At 48.0% G+C, this 13,637-nt stretch carries 11 protein-coding genes; 8 read left to right on the top strand and 3 right to left on the bottom strand.

Translation table 11 applies throughout. The features are described 5' to 3' along the window. Positions 1-119: 119 nt before the first annotated feature. From VJ249_09025 to hypD, 6 genes are all read left to right on the top strand, one after another. A complete protein-coding gene (locus VJ249_09025; GenBank protein HKZ94703.1) occupies positions 120-440 on the top strand; it encodes a hypothetical protein in 321 nt (106 codons plus the stop codon). 280 nt (positions 441-720) lie between these two features. Beyond that, a complete protein-coding gene (locus VJ249_09020) occupies positions 721-4,032 on the top strand; it encodes a NosD domain-containing protein (GenBank protein HKZ94702.1) in 3,312 nt (1,103 codons plus the stop codon). 94 nt (positions 4,033-4,126) lie between these two features. Then, on the top strand, positions 4,127-4,369 hold the full coding sequence (locus VJ249_09015) for a HypC/HybG/HupF family hydrogenase formation chaperone (GenBank protein ID HKZ94701.1): 243 nt from the start codon (positions 4,127-4,129) through the stop codon (positions 4,367-4,369). 26 nt (positions 4,370-4,395) lie between these two features. After that, positions 4,396-5,079 (top strand): hydrogenase nickel incorporation protein HypB, encoded by a 684-nt coding sequence (gene hypB, locus VJ249_09010; protein ID HKZ94700.1) that lies wholly within the window; start codon positions 4,396-4,398, stop codon positions 5,077-5,079. Positions 5,080-5,085: 6 nt separating this feature from the next. Continuing rightward, entirely contained in the window at positions 5,086-5,457 is a 372-nt protein-coding gene (gene hypA, locus VJ249_09005) for a hydrogenase maturation nickel metallochaperone HypA (GenBank protein ID HKZ94699.1), read from the top strand. Positions 5,458-5,463: 6 nt separating this feature from the next. Beyond that, on the top strand, positions 5,464-6,561 hold the full coding sequence (gene hypD, locus VJ249_09000) for a hydrogenase formation protein HypD (GenBank protein ID HKZ94698.1): 1,098 nt from the start codon (positions 5,464-5,466) through the stop codon (positions 6,559-6,561). Between the two features lie 472 nt (positions 6,562-7,033). On the opposite strand, the gene VJ249_08995 is transcribed toward hypD, so the two are convergent. The 3 genes from VJ249_08995 to hypE all read right to left on the bottom strand — a co-directional run bounded on the left by VJ249_08995 (position 7,034) and on the right by hypE (position 10,003). Beyond that, positions 7,034-8,476 carry a dihydrolipoyl dehydrogenase gene (locus VJ249_08995; GenBank protein ID HKZ94697.1) on the bottom strand — a complete coding sequence of 481 codons (1,443 nt, stop codon included), beginning with the start codon at positions 8,474-8,476 and terminating at the stop codon, positions 7,034-7,036. 69 nt (positions 8,477-8,545) lie between these two features. After that, positions 8,546-8,899 carry a hypothetical protein gene (locus VJ249_08990; GenBank protein HKZ94696.1) on the bottom strand — a complete coding sequence of 118 codons (354 nt, stop codon included), beginning with the start codon at positions 8,897-8,899 and terminating at the stop codon, positions 8,546-8,548. Between the two features lie 48 nt (positions 8,900-8,947). Continuing rightward, positions 8,948-10,003, bottom strand: a complete 1,056-nt coding sequence (gene hypE / locus VJ249_08985; protein HKZ94695.1) for a hydrogenase expression/formation protein HypE — start codon at positions 10,001-10,003, stop codon at positions 8,948-8,950. 235 nt (positions 10,004-10,238) lie between these two features. Between hypE and VJ249_08980 the strand changes: the two genes are divergently transcribed. Both VJ249_08980 and VJ249_08975 read left to right on the top strand, forming a co-directional pair. After that, positions 10,239-11,177, top strand: a complete 939-nt coding sequence (locus tag VJ249_08980; protein HKZ94694.1) for a 4Fe-4S dicluster domain-containing protein — start codon at positions 10,239-10,241, stop codon at positions 11,175-11,177. After that, entirely contained in the window at positions 11,170-13,635 is a 2,466-nt protein-coding gene (locus VJ249_08975; GenBank protein HKZ94693.1) for a hydrogenase iron-sulfur subunit, read from the top strand. The genes VJ249_08980 and VJ249_08975 overlap by 8 nt, the downstream gene beginning before the upstream one ends. Positions 13,636-13,637 lie beyond the last annotated feature (2 nt).

Below are 13,637 nucleotides of genomic sequence, written 5' to 3'. Positions count from 1 at the left end.
TGCATTAATAGAGAAATCGGATATTTCACTCACTTAATAATTTAACGTGAACCAATTGAATCAGGATTCATAGCTTCGATTCATAAACAGCTTATTGCACTAGTTTAGCCTCTATTTTTATGGAAGCTTCCTACTTCTACGTGCTTATTCTGCCATTGGGCATCTTTGTTTTTCTAATGAGTTCGCTAGCGTTTTACTACGCAAGACAGGAAGAACGTGCACGAAAGAGGTGGATGGAGCTCACAAGGGCGCACAATGAGATGGAGCCTAACCAGGAAGACGTAATGAACTTGGAGCTGAAGGGACTTGAGAAGCTGCTCCAGAACAAGTCAATCGATCAGACTACTTATGAGCGACTGAAGAAAGCATTAGAAGACTACTATAAGGTGAACATAGGGGTAGACCGCCCAGAAGAAGACGCCGCCTTCAATTTTACATGATCAATGTATATGCAACTGCCAGAGCGGGCTAAGCTATCTTCCAGCGCTCAGGGAAACAGGAGAATACCTGAATTCAAAAATACTCAGATCAAGCCTTACGCCTACTAAGTACCATAGTTTTCAGCCTCCTCACTCCTACACGTCATACGTTTTTTTGGAGAGGTGACACTCGAGCAACATCCTTTTTTCTGAAGATTTTGCAACAGATAGAGGGGTAGAATAATCTTCCGTAAGGATTAGGAGTTGTTTTTATCGTTATAATATCATTAGGGAGGAGAAGATGGGTCAGAGGAAGATTGGCTTAGTTTTTGTGGCGTTGTTTCTATTAGGCATGTTTACCTTAGCATTCAAGTTTTCTCCAGTGGTATCAAGGTCAGGGACAGATGGTAGTTGGGTTTGGTTTCGAGATACCATTACGGGTGCTTGGGGTGAAGCTGTGGTTGGAACGGGCGATGCCATCTACATCGCCAGAGGCGATGGTTTTTATCGTTATCGCCCAGCAGACGATAGCTGGACTCTTACGGCATCTCCCTCAAAACCCGATGGCTCGGCTTTCAAGACTGGTACAGCCTTGGCTTGGGACTTTGGCGATTACGTTTACGCGTTATTTGGTGCAGCAACGGATGATAGCCGCAGATGGTTTTACCGTTACAGTATCTCGAGCAACTCTTGGGAGACTTTGGCAAACACCACAGCAGACCAAGGAGAAGGCAACGCCATAACATGGGTCGACATGGACAACCGCATATATGCCACAATAGGCGGCGAGCAACGCCCCACGTATTTTATGCGTTATGACCCCTCTGCAAACAGTTGGAGCGACATGCCTGCGGATCCGCCGGCTGGCATGGGTGATGGGGCCTCACTTGTTTGGACAGGCGGCGAATACTTGTATGGATTGCGTGGTGAGTTCATTGAAACCGCACCCCTTTACGATTTTTGGCGTTATAGTCTTACAGATGATGCTTGGACTGTAGTGGCTGATATTCCAGCGCTTCCACATGGTGGTAGGACAGGCGGAGTGGGAGATGGGGGTTCACTTCTTTATGTTGGGTTTTGGCTGCCGAGCCATACGGATTACGTCTATGCTCTAAGCGGAAACCAAGCCCATCCAGACGGAATACCAGACAACCGCACCTACCGGTACACCATTTCTACGAATAGTTGGGAACGCTTAGCAGACTTGCCCTTTGGAGTAGGCTACTATGTAGGGCGCCGTTTGGGCTACGCTGACGGACGCATTTACGCATGGCAGGGAGCACCAAGCACATGGACAGGCGGGGGAGACGACCTTGCTAAATACAGGGTAGCTTGGATTGTGGATGATGATGGACCAGCAGACTTTTCAAAAATACAAGAAGCAATAAACGCAGCCAACACAGGTGACGCAATCTTTGTATACAATGGAACATACTACGAAAATGTAGTTGTAAACAAGACAGTATCGCTTATTGGAGAAAATGTAGGAGGCGCCATAATTGATGGGGGCGGAATAGGCACAGTCGTTACAGTACAGACAAGTAATGTTTCAATCAATGGATTTACGATAAGGAACAGCGGCGCTGAGTGGCAAGGTAGTTGGTGGGATAGTGCCATACTTCTAAACAACAGCAACAACAATATCCTCGTAAAAAACGATGTAATAAACAACCACTGTGGCATGTGGTTAGAAGGGGCTGCTAATAACACCATAACTCGAAACTACGTCAGTGCAAACTCCATGCGTGGGATTATTCTTGTCAATTCCGTTAACAACGTCATAATTGAAAACAACGTAACCGGCAATGATGAGGGTATTTCCCTCCTCTGGTCGTTTAACAATAGCCTTAGGAATAATGTTATGTTTGGAAACCGATATAATTTTGGGATTTTTGGTGAAATCCTTGATCATTTTATTCAGGATATAGATGTTTCAAACACCGTAAATGCGAAGCCAATCTATTACCTAATCAATCAGAACAATCTTGTAATAAATTCTTCTACATTTCCCAAGGTAGGATATCTTGGACTTGTAAACTCGACAAACATAATGGTTAAGGGGCTTGATCTAACACACAACGTTCAAGGAGTCCTAATCGCTTACTCATCAAACTCGAAAATAGAAAACAACAAACTAACAGACACCGTATATGGCATAAGTCTTGTTGACTCCGCTACCAACATAATAGCTGAAAACGACCTAACAGACAACCTTTATGGTGTTGGTCTCCGATACTCGCTTAACAATACTCTTTCTGAAAACAACATTACAAAGAACGTGCGTGGCGTCCTTCTCATCTACTCAGCTAATAACAATACAATAACCAAAAATGATATAGTAGCAAACGAGTTTACTGGCATCGATCTTACAGCCTCAACTTACAATGTCATATACGGAAACAACGTAACAGACAATAGGTATGGCATGTGGGTCGATTATTCTTCGAATAATTCCATCTACCATAATAACTTCGTAGATAATACAATTCAAGTTGACACCTCCAATTCAGTGAATGTTTGGGATAACGGCTATTCTTCTGGCGGAAACTATTGGAGCAACTACTCTGGTGTTGATGAGAAAAGTGGGCCATATCAAGATGAGCCTGGAAGCGACGGCTTGGGAGACATACCATACGTTATTGATGAGAACAATCACGACAACTACCCACTTATGAACCTTTGGACTCCCCCGGTGGACTTAACTCCCCCTCTAACCACGATAGGTTTAAGCGGTGTTTTGGGCGATAATGGTTGGTTTACCTCAGATGTTACTGCAACTTTGTCGGCAACTGACGATACCAAAGTTGACAAAACAGAATACAGCTTCGAGAGCGCTACATGGATTACTTATGCAACACCCTTCACTATAATCAATGAAGGAAACACTGTCGTCTACTACAGATCAACAGACAAAGCTCGGAACTCGGAAACAGTAAAAACCACAACGATAAAAATCGATAAAACCGCTCCATCAGGTGCTATAACAATCCAAAATGACGTTGCCTATACAACTTCAACCTCTGTGACGCTAACATTATCTGCAGCAGACGCAACCTCAGGCGAATATCAGGTTAGATTCAGCAAAGACGGTGTTTGGGACACCGAACCTTGGGAAACTTCTACACCAACCAAAACTTGGACCTTAACGTCTGGAGACGGAACGAAAACAGTCTACTACCAAATCAAAGACAACGCTGGTCTAATTTCATCTTATAGCGACTCGATCATTCTGGACACAACAAAGCCAACAGCCAACGCCGGGGTAGACCAGGCTGTCAACGAAGACATATTGGTAACGTTTGATGCTTCAACCTCCACAGACGAAAACGGCATAGGAACATACACTTGGACATTCACAGACTTAACAGTCAAGACGTTAATAGGAGAAAGACCAACATACACATTCAACACGCCAGGCGTCTACAACATCACCTTAAATGTAACAGACGCAGCTGGAAACTGGGCAACAGACACAACCACAGTAATAGTGCGGCAAGCGGAGGCACCCACTCCACCGCCAACCGAAGCCTTCCCAGTAGGGATAATAGGCACAGCCATTGCAGCGATAGGAATAGCAATGGCAGCGATATTACTCCTGAGAAAACGCAAATAACGCGTCCCCGAGGAAGTTTCATAGATTCGGGGGTTCTGCATAAACGATATCCCTTTATCTCTGGATTTCCATGGTTTCTGTTCTGTGATGGAGTATGTGTCTCGCAATTCCAGCCAAAGTGGTTGAGATTCACGGCGACATGGCTAGAGTGGATTTTGGAGCTGGAACCATGCGAGACGTAAACGTGTCGTTGGTTGAGGCAAAAATCGGCGAATACGTGATTGTGCACGCTGGCTACGCTATCGAGGTTTTGGACGCAAAAGCAGCTGAGGAAACATTGGCGTTGTGGAACGAAATCCTCAATAAGTATGAGGCGACAACCACTACTTCTAACTAGAAAGCCCATAGGAAGGCTGTTGCTGGTTGGCTCCATTGAAGAAAGGTGTTGTCAAGGCGGAAGAGGGCGAAATCTACGACGTAGAGCTGTCCGAAGACCTTCTGAAAGCTAATCAACGCTTGGCTGACGAGAATAAGTGTCTTCTGCATGAGAACGGCGCTAAAGCCATCGATATAATGGGCGCCATCGGCTCGGGCAAAACCAGCTTAATCGAAAAACTAGTCCGACTGCTCAAGAACCGCTACCATATTGCTGTTTTCAAGGGAGACCTGACAACCACCATCGACGCCGAACTGATCGCAAGACACGGCGTTGAAACCGTAGCCATAAACACGGGCAAAGAATGCCACCTTGACGCTAATCTAGTCAAGAAAGCCTTGCAAAAGCTCAGCCTTAGGATAATCAACTTGCTCCTAATCGAGAACGTGGGTAATCTGATATGCCCTGCCGAGTTTCCGCTCGGCTCAGACAAACGTGTCGTGGTTATAAGCGTCACTGAAGGACCTTACATGGTTGTTAAGCATCCCTTCATTTTCATGGACGCTGATGTCGTCGCGATAAACAAGATTGATTTGGCTAAGGCTATGGGCGTTGACGTAAGAAAGCTGGAAAGGGACGTTAAGACAATCAATCCCAAAGCCTTAGTTGTCCCCACTAATTGCCGAACTGGCGAAGGCGTCGACAAAGTTGCCACTGCCCTAGGACTGTGACCCTGAGTGCACGAGTTTTCGGTAACTAGCCAAATCGTACAAAGTGTCTTGACAGAAGCTGAGAAACGCGAAGCCAAGAAGGTAACTGAAGTCAACTTAGTCATCGGCAAACTCACATTCTTAGGCTTGGAGCAGGTGCGGTTTGCCTTTGAGGCTTTGACTAAAGGAACGATCATTGAGGGCTCAAAGCTGATTATCGAAGAACAAGAGGGCATAGTCAAATGCGGCAACTGCGGCTACGAAGGCGGCTTCAAATATCAAGATGACCCGCTATACCATGTGCCTGTGCCCACCCTGAGCTGCCCAAAATGCAACAATGCAGTCCACATCGCAGCAGGCAAAGAGTGCACCATCAGGAACATCAAAATGCTGGTATGAGAAACCATGGAACGACCCCCGTCCAGCTTCAGAGACGCCACGCTTGCCAAGCGCGTGGTGGACCAAATCCGTGGGCTAGCGCCCTCCTACCCCGTTAAGATTTGTCATGTGTGCGGCACTCACGAGTGGACTATCAGTTACTATGGATTACGGAATCTTCTCCCCGAATCAGTCGAAGTCATCGCAGGCCCAGGCTGCCCAGTATGCATCATTCCAGCGGCTGAAATCGACGAAGCCATAAAACTGTCCTTGGAAAAGAATGTAACGATAGCGACCTTCGGCGACTTGGTGCGCGTTCCTGGCTCTGAATTGTCGCTGCAAGATGCAACGGCAAGAGGCGGAGACGTGCGCGTAGTCTACAGCATCTTAGACGCTGTGAAGATGGCTGAGAAAGAGCCTAATCAAGAGTTTGCCTTCTTCGCCGTTGGTTTCGAGACAACTGCCCCTTCAACCGCTGTCGAAGTCTTGAAAAAGCCGCCTCGCAACCTCAGCTTCTTGGTTTCGCATCGTTTGATCCCGCCTGCTATGGAACTATTGCTCGGCGTGGGTGACTTGCACATTGACGGGTTCATTGCGCCAGGTCACGTATCGACTATAATCGGCATGAAACCGTATGAGTTGTTTCCACGCGCCTACCGCATGCCCACCGTCGTGGCTGGCTTCGAGCCTCTGGACGTGTTATTCGCGATCTCGATGATTCTCCAACAGATCAAGAATAACGAAGCAAAGCTGGAAAACGAATACAGCCGCGCCGTAGCATGGGAAGGCAACACCAAGGCACAAGAACTACTGCAACAAGCTTTCGATGTGGCTGCCGGACATTGGCGCGGCTTGGGCAAGCTTCCAGCCTCAGCCTTGGCTCTAAAACCAGAATACAAGGAGTATGATACTCGTAGTAAATACGACGTCAAAATCACAGGTGCCCGAGACCTCTTGCCTGGCTGCCTCTGCCACCTCGTCATGATTGGAAAAATAAAACCACCAGAATGCGACATCTACATGAAGGCATGCACTCCACAGACGCCGAAAGGCGCATGCATGGTCAGCATGGAAGGCACATGCAGAATATGGGCAAGCCACACTGTTGGAAAACAACCTGAATAGCACCAAAGAACCAAGAACTTCATTGCACCAACAAAAAACCATACAAAAAAGAGGAAAATGTCTTCAAACTTGTTGATGACACTAAGAACGATTGGGCATCAACACCCACACAGCCAGCAACCTACATAGAAGTAGTAGTCAACAAACACGAGGCACAGACCACTACTTCTGAGCAGAAACGAGCTCGGTATTATTACTGATTCTAAGCGGAAGTTAATAACATCTGAAAAGAAACTCGCCTCCAACATTCAAGAAGTTGTTGTAACAAAGCACTACGCTAGTCAACAACAACTTCAAAACAGCCACAGCCCCTCCACGCGTAACATTCCGCTCGTTGATGTCACCGGGAACACTCTGACGACGATATCCATACAGCTTCAGTCGCATAACGCACCTGCAACATGGTAGAAGAAGGCTAAAGGGAAATGGCACCTTCTTCTTTTGAAATTTGTTTTCCCGCAGCCGCTGGGACTCACTCTACCTTCAATCCGAAATGATGTTCGAGCACATGATGATACACATTAGGCGGAGCCAAAGCGTCAACTGCCTTCTGCACCACTTCGCTTAGAGCGGGATGTATGTGCATCGCCTGCAGTACAGGCTGCGCACTCTGCTCAGGCGTATACATCAGATTGACCACTTCCTGTATCAACGCAGATGCGTGCGGTCCAACGATATGCGCGCCCAAAATCCTCAACGAATCCTTCAAAACAATAACCTTCACAAAATAATTCTCGTCTTCAATGCCCATGGCTTCACCCTTAGCCGTATCCGCATACCTGTGACTGCCAATCAGAACCATGTCCTCACCATACTGCTGCACAGCCTCTTTCTCACGCAACCCAACACTCGCAACCTCAGGATACGTGAACACAGCATGCGGCACAGCATGATAATCCACTTTGACTCCCCGCTTGAGAACAGCGTTGTAGTAAACCATCTGCGCATCATAATTCGCCTTATGCTTAAACGGAAACTTGCCCGTAGCATCACCCAAAGCCCAGACACCCGGCTGAGACGTCTCCAAAAACTCATTTGTCACAATCCACCCTTCCTTGTCAACTTCTATGCCAGCACGCTCCGGATGCAAAACATCCGAATTCGAACTTCTACCCGAAGCCACCAAAATCTCATGCGCCTCTATCTCAACCTCCTCTCCCGTTTCTCTGTTCACCGCAACCAGCCTCTTCAAACCATTCCCAGCTTTCACAGCTTCACGAACCTCATGATTAGTCAGTATGGTCATATGCTTCTCCAACTCCATCTTAGCTATGGCTGACACCTCAGGCTCCTCATCAGGCAGAAACTGCGGATTCCGACCGATCACAGCAACCTTCGAACCCATAGCAGACAAAAAATGCCCGTACTCAGCAGCTATGTACCCTCCACCAATAACCACAATACTCTCCGGCAAGCGACCAAGCGCAAGCACTGTGTCACTTGTGAGATAACCCGCTTCCTCCAGCCCCTTTATGGGTGGAATCTGTGGTTTTGAGCCTGCTCCTAAAATAATGAACCTCGAGGTTACGGTGTCATCCCCAACTTTCAGCGTGTAAGGTCCAGTGAACTCAGCACACATCGGGTAGTAGTCTACACTCTTGGTGCTAGTGAGACCCTGCCGAATCATACTTATATCGCCTGAAATAAGCCTCCGCATCCGCTCCATAACCTTCCCAAAATCAACGCCCCTCACATCAACATCAATTCCAAGAATGCCCGCCTTCTCAATCGTCCGCACAACCTCAGCAGGATAAAGCAGAATCTTCGACGGAATACAACCACGAGTAAGACAAATCCCACCAGGCTCATCCTTATCAATCACAGCGACTCGCCAATGCGGATTCTCCTGTAACACCGCGTTGACAATCTCCATGACAGAGCCTGTGCCAATTACAATCAGATCATATTGCTTCAAAGTTGGACACCGCAACTACAGACCATAACGAGAACGAAGCCATGCCCTATAAATAATTGCACCGAAACGCTACTTCTTCCGGCGCCTCAACTTCCTCAACTTGGCAAACTCTCTCTCTTTCTCACGCATTCGACGCATATCTTCATGAATCGGTCTCGGAATCTTTGACCTAGGAAAATAAACGTCACCCTTGCCCTCCGGCGGAACCAACGGATACCGAACATTCTCCTTCTTGTAGTATCGAACATAGAGAAAATAGAGAGAAAAATCCAAGGCAACAACAAATGAGACAACCATATACGCCCAAATTGGATGCAGAGGCAAAGCAACAGCTAAAATGAACGCGTTGACAGCAAAGACCAAAACTATCAAAATCCAAGAAACGCGCTTTCTGCTTCTAACGGGCGTCATTACTACAAGCATGTACCCACAAGGGGCTATTACGTCTTGCGAATTATATGGCAGAGAGCACTAACATATCCTAGGGATCGGGTCACCGATAGGCGGAGTTAAAACCCTCGTTCCTCCCACTACGGTCTCCATTGCCACTTCTTTGAATTGGCTGGTTGCTTCTCCAATAATCTGCGCGTTCAGTCCTTCCTTCATCGTTCTCAAAACCTGACAGACTTCTTCAGCTTTCTCCGCCACCACGCCTATGATGATCTTTCCCTCATTTCCAACCTCTAACGGGTCAATGCCCAACATTTCACACGCTGACCGCACATCATCTCGAATAGGCACCTTTTCCTCTTTGACCAATACACCCACCTTTGACTTCTGACTCCACTCGTTCAGCGCGTTGGATAGACCGCCTCGAGTAGGGTCTTTCATAGCCACAATTCCGCCCACTTCTCCTAGCAGCCGCTGAATCACCTTATTCAGAGGAGCCATGTCTGATCTGATGTTGCTGCCAAAACCATAGCCTTCCCGACTCGACAAAACAGCCAACCCGTGATCGCCAATTGTGCCAGACAGGATAATCTTGTCTCCAGGACGCAGATTAGAGTCAAGCAGCCAATGAGCGCCAAACTCAGGTCGCAACTTCTTTACTACGAGTATATCATGGTCCAAAGCTGGGTTGCGCTTGCCAATGCCCGAAGTGTTAACCACACAGCCGCCCAGAGCCCCTTTTTCAACGACCTTAGTGTCCCCTGTAATCACGTACACGCCTGCCTCTTTGCACGTTTCCCCCATGCTTGACACAATGCGTTCAAAATCCGCTAAGGGCAACCCTTCTTCCAACACAAACGCAGAGGTAAGCGCCAACGGCTGAGCACCCAAAACAGCCATATCATTCACTGTGCCCGTCACGGCCAAACGTCCAATGTCGCCTCCCGGAAAAAATAAAGGCTTAACCGCATGAGAATCCGACTTGAGAACAATTCCATCTATCACAGCGGCGTCGTCCAACGCCTCCAAAGGAACCTCAGCGTTGCTGCCACCTAAGTACTTCAGGATGTATCTCTTGATCAAATCATTAGTGACCGCTCCTCCAGCACCATGCACCATAGTTATCCTCTGTTCCACGATAACCCTCGCTCCTAGAGAAATTATGAAAGGGAAATGCGAGACACTTAAGTCATGTCCTCACAAGCGGCACAACGAATATGCATCATATTTATCATCGAAAGCTCAGAAAATCGATGGTAAGAAACATAAAACACAGAGGACAGAATGTAAGCTTTTTATTATGGTTTACAAATGTAAATACCTTCTCAACTCACCAACTTTGAAACAGCTGGAACAAAGGAGTCGGGGCGTCATGCCAATAAAAGAGCTAAAAATCGACAACGAAAATGAGCTCACGATACAACGTCTCCTGCATGCCAAGCACTACGAGCTTACATTAACCAGAACCTTATGCGTCGGCTGCGAAATCTGCAAAACTATCTGCCCCAGAGAGGCCATCGACGTCAAAAAGCAACCAAAACAGCAAGGACAGAAAACGCAACGCCCCATCATAGATGTCAACCCACAGAAATGCACATACTGCGGCATGTGCGAACCCATCTGCCCCTTTGACGCAATACGCGTCAACGTAAACGGGCAACATCTCGTCTCAGTTGTTGAAAAAGAATCCTTCCCACGACTTATTCACGAAATCGAAGTAGACGCATCCAAATGCAGTCTAGACTGCGTAGAATGCGAAAAAGCGTGTCCACTCAACCTCATCAAAGTCGCCTTACTCACGCCCGAAGGGAAACAGCTTCCACATGAGAAACTGAAAACATATTCAGATAGAAACGACTTGAAAGTCCAAGTCAACATCCTAAAAGAACAAAGTCCGTGCTGCCGGCTATGCGAAGTCAAATGCCCAGAAGGCGCAATCCACGTACGCAAGATTTTCCACGGCGTGCTCGACATAAATGTTGAAAAATGCCCCCCCAACTGCCAAGACTGCTTAGACGTATGTCCAATTCCAAGCGCCTTATTCCTAAACAGCGACGGCAAAGTCTACCCAAACGCGGCATTTTGCGTGTTCTGCGGCGCCTGCAAAATCGTCTGCCCAGCTGATGGCGCATTAGTCATGGAGCGACGTTCAGTCTATCACACGCCAATTAAATCTGGCGCATGGAACAAAGCCATTGAAAAACTAACCTCTACACGAGAATATTCAAAAGAAAGCCAAACTAAGCGAGCTGCGAAAGTGCAGCAGTCAATTGAAAGAAAATCACTGTTAAAGGGTGTCGAAAATGCCTGAAGAAACGGCGAGAGTCGGAGTCTTCGTATGCCACTGCGGTCTCAACATCGCAGGCGTTATTGACATTAAAGCACTGGTGGAATATGCCAAGACTCTGCCCTACGTCGCGTTCGCTGGAGACAACCGCTACTCCTGTGCCGACCCAGGGCAAGAGCAGATACGTAAGGAGATCAGGGAGAACAAACTCAACCGCGTGGTCGTGGCGGCTTGCTCACCGCGTATGCACGAGCCGACTTTCCGCAAGTGCATCAGCAGCGAAGGCCTGAACCCGTACTATTACGAAATGGCAAACATCCGCGAGTTCTCATCTTGGGCACACGGGAGCATGCCTAAAGAAGCCACAGAAAAGGCCAAAGACATAGTTAGAATGGCTGTAGCCAAAGCCGTGTTGCTGAAACCGTTAGAAGTTATTGAGGTTCCAGTCACAAACCAAGCACTGGTGGTGGGCGGCGGCATCGCAGGCATAAACGCAGCTCTCGACTTGGCAGACATGGGATTCAAGGTATACTTGGTTGAAAAAAGTGAAAGCATCGGCGGCCACATGGCTCAGCTGGACAAGACGTTCCCAACTCTAGACTGCAGCATCTGCATCGAAGGACCGAAGATGGTCGACGTCAACCGCCATCCTAATATCACAATAATATCCAACGCTGATGTCGTGCGAGTTGACGGTTATGTTGGCAATTTCAAAGTAAAAGTGCGCAAAAACCCACGGTATGTAATAGCTAAGAACTGCACGGGCTGCGGCGAATGCCGAGACGCATGCCCCATCGAGTATCCGAACGAATGGGACATGAACATGGGCGTGCGTAGGGCAATATCTGTTCCTTTTGAACAAGCTATCCCGCTGATTTACACGATCAACATGGACTATTGTATCGAATGTTACAAGTGTGTTGACGCCTGCGGTGCGCGCGAAGCCATAAACTTTGAGCAGCGACCTGAAGAGATCGAGCTGGACGTCGGCGCGATCATTCTGGCGACGGGCTTTGATATCTACATGCCTACAGATGACCCATTGTACGGTTACGGCAAATACGACAACGTAATAACCGCCTTAGAGTTCGAACGGCTAATCCTTGCTGCTGGACCAACCGGCGGCAAAGTGCTTCGCGCCTCTGACGGCAAGAAGCCACACAGCGTCACCTTCATTCAATGTGTCGGCTCGCGAGACGTCAACAAATACGAATACTGCTCAGGCTTCTGCTGCATGTACGCCTTGAAAGACGCCATTTTGCTGAAGGAGAAATACAAGGACGACGTTGAAGTTCACCTCATGTACATCGACATGCGCACCAACTTCAAAGGCTATGAAGAGTTCTACCGTCGAGCCCGCGACCTAGGCATAGACTTCATTCGGGGAAAAGCATCGCAAGTTCTCGAAGACCAGAAAACAAAGAACCTCTACATAAGAGCTGAAGACATGAGCCTTGGCGAGCCCATCGAGATCGAAAGCGAAATGGTTGTCCTGTGCACCGCAGCTATAGCGAAAGATGACTCAGCTGACGTAGCCAGAGTCTTCGGCATCTCGCGTGGAAGCGACGGCTTCTTCATGGAAAGCCATCCGAAACTCAAGCCCATTGACACTCCAACCGACGGCATTTTCGTGGCAGGTGCCTGCCAAGGACCAAAAGACATCCCTTACAGCGTGGCTCAAGGCAGCGCAGCGGCAAGCAGAGCCGCAACAATATTGTCGAAGCCCAAAGTCAAGATTGAACCCATCATTGCTGTAGTAGACCAAAAAACATGTCAAAACACCAGAGTGAAATGCGGAATATGCGAAAAAGTCTGCCCCTATGGTGCTGCCAAAGCGCCCGAAAAGCAGCCCGCTTTAGTCACACCTGCAATGTGTCACGGTTGCGGCACCTGTGTTGCTGAATGCCCAACCGACGCCATCGCTCAGATGCACTTCACTGACGCCCAAATAATGAGCCAAATCCACGCAGCGTTGGAAACGAATCCTCAAGAGACGATTCTCGGCTTTCTATGCAACTGGTGCAGTTACGCTGGCGCTGACTTGGCTGGGACAAGCCGCTTTGAGTACCCGCCGAATCTTCGACCCATACGAGTCATGTGTTCAGGACGAGTTGACAGAGACTTTGTCCTTGAGGCGCTGAGACTAGGCGCTGGCATGGTGCTGGTTGCTGCATGTCACTTACCATACGACTGCCACTACATTTCAGGCAACGTTTGGATGACAAAACGCATGACAGCGCTAAAAGGCATGCTGGAAAAACTGGGGATGAGTCCTGAACGCCTTCGAATTGATTATGTTTCAGCGGCTGAGGGGGTCAAATTCGCAGCCTTGATTAAGGAACTAGCCGATCAAATGAATGCGCTTGGAAAAGACAGGATAATGGCCGAGAACGCTAAACTTAAGCCTATCATAGAGAAAATGTTGGCACGAAAAAAAGCCGAGATACCAGTTGCTGTGGCGGCTCCAGCCCCAAAATCATGAGG

Source organism: Candidatus Bathyarchaeia archaeon (assembly GCA_035283685.1).
Classification (GTDB): domain Archaea; phylum Thermoproteota; class Bathyarchaeia; order Bathyarchaeales; family Bathyarchaeaceae; genus DATETJ01.
This window is presented reverse-complemented; position numbering and strand designations above follow the sequence as displayed.

Coding starts and splice junctions, on each gene's coding strand:
- VJ249_09020 (HKZ94702.1), top strand. CDS start 721: ATGGGTCAGAGGAAGATTGGCTTAGTTTTTGTGGCGTTGTTTCTATTA.
- VJ249_08980 (HKZ94694.1), top strand. CDS start 10,239: ATGCCAATAAAAGAGCTAAAAATCGACAACGAAAATGAGCTCACGATA.
- VJ249_08975 (HKZ94693.1), top strand. CDS start 11,170: ATGCCTGAAGAAACGGCGAGAGTCGGAGTCTTCGTATGCCACTGCGGT.
- VJ249_08990 (HKZ94696.1), bottom strand. CDS start 8,899: ATGCTTGTAGTAATGACGCCCGTTAGAAGCAGAAAGCGCGTTTCTTGG.
- hypD (HKZ94698.1), top strand. CDS start 5,464: ATGGAACGACCCCCGTCCAGCTTCAGAGACGCCACGCTTGCCAAGCGC.
- VJ249_09015 (HKZ94701.1), top strand. CDS start 4,127: ATGTGTCTCGCAATTCCAGCCAAAGTGGTTGAGATTCACGGCGACATG.
- VJ249_09025 (HKZ94703.1), top strand. CDS start 120: ATGGAAGCTTCCTACTTCTACGTGCTTATTCTGCCATTGGGCATCTTT.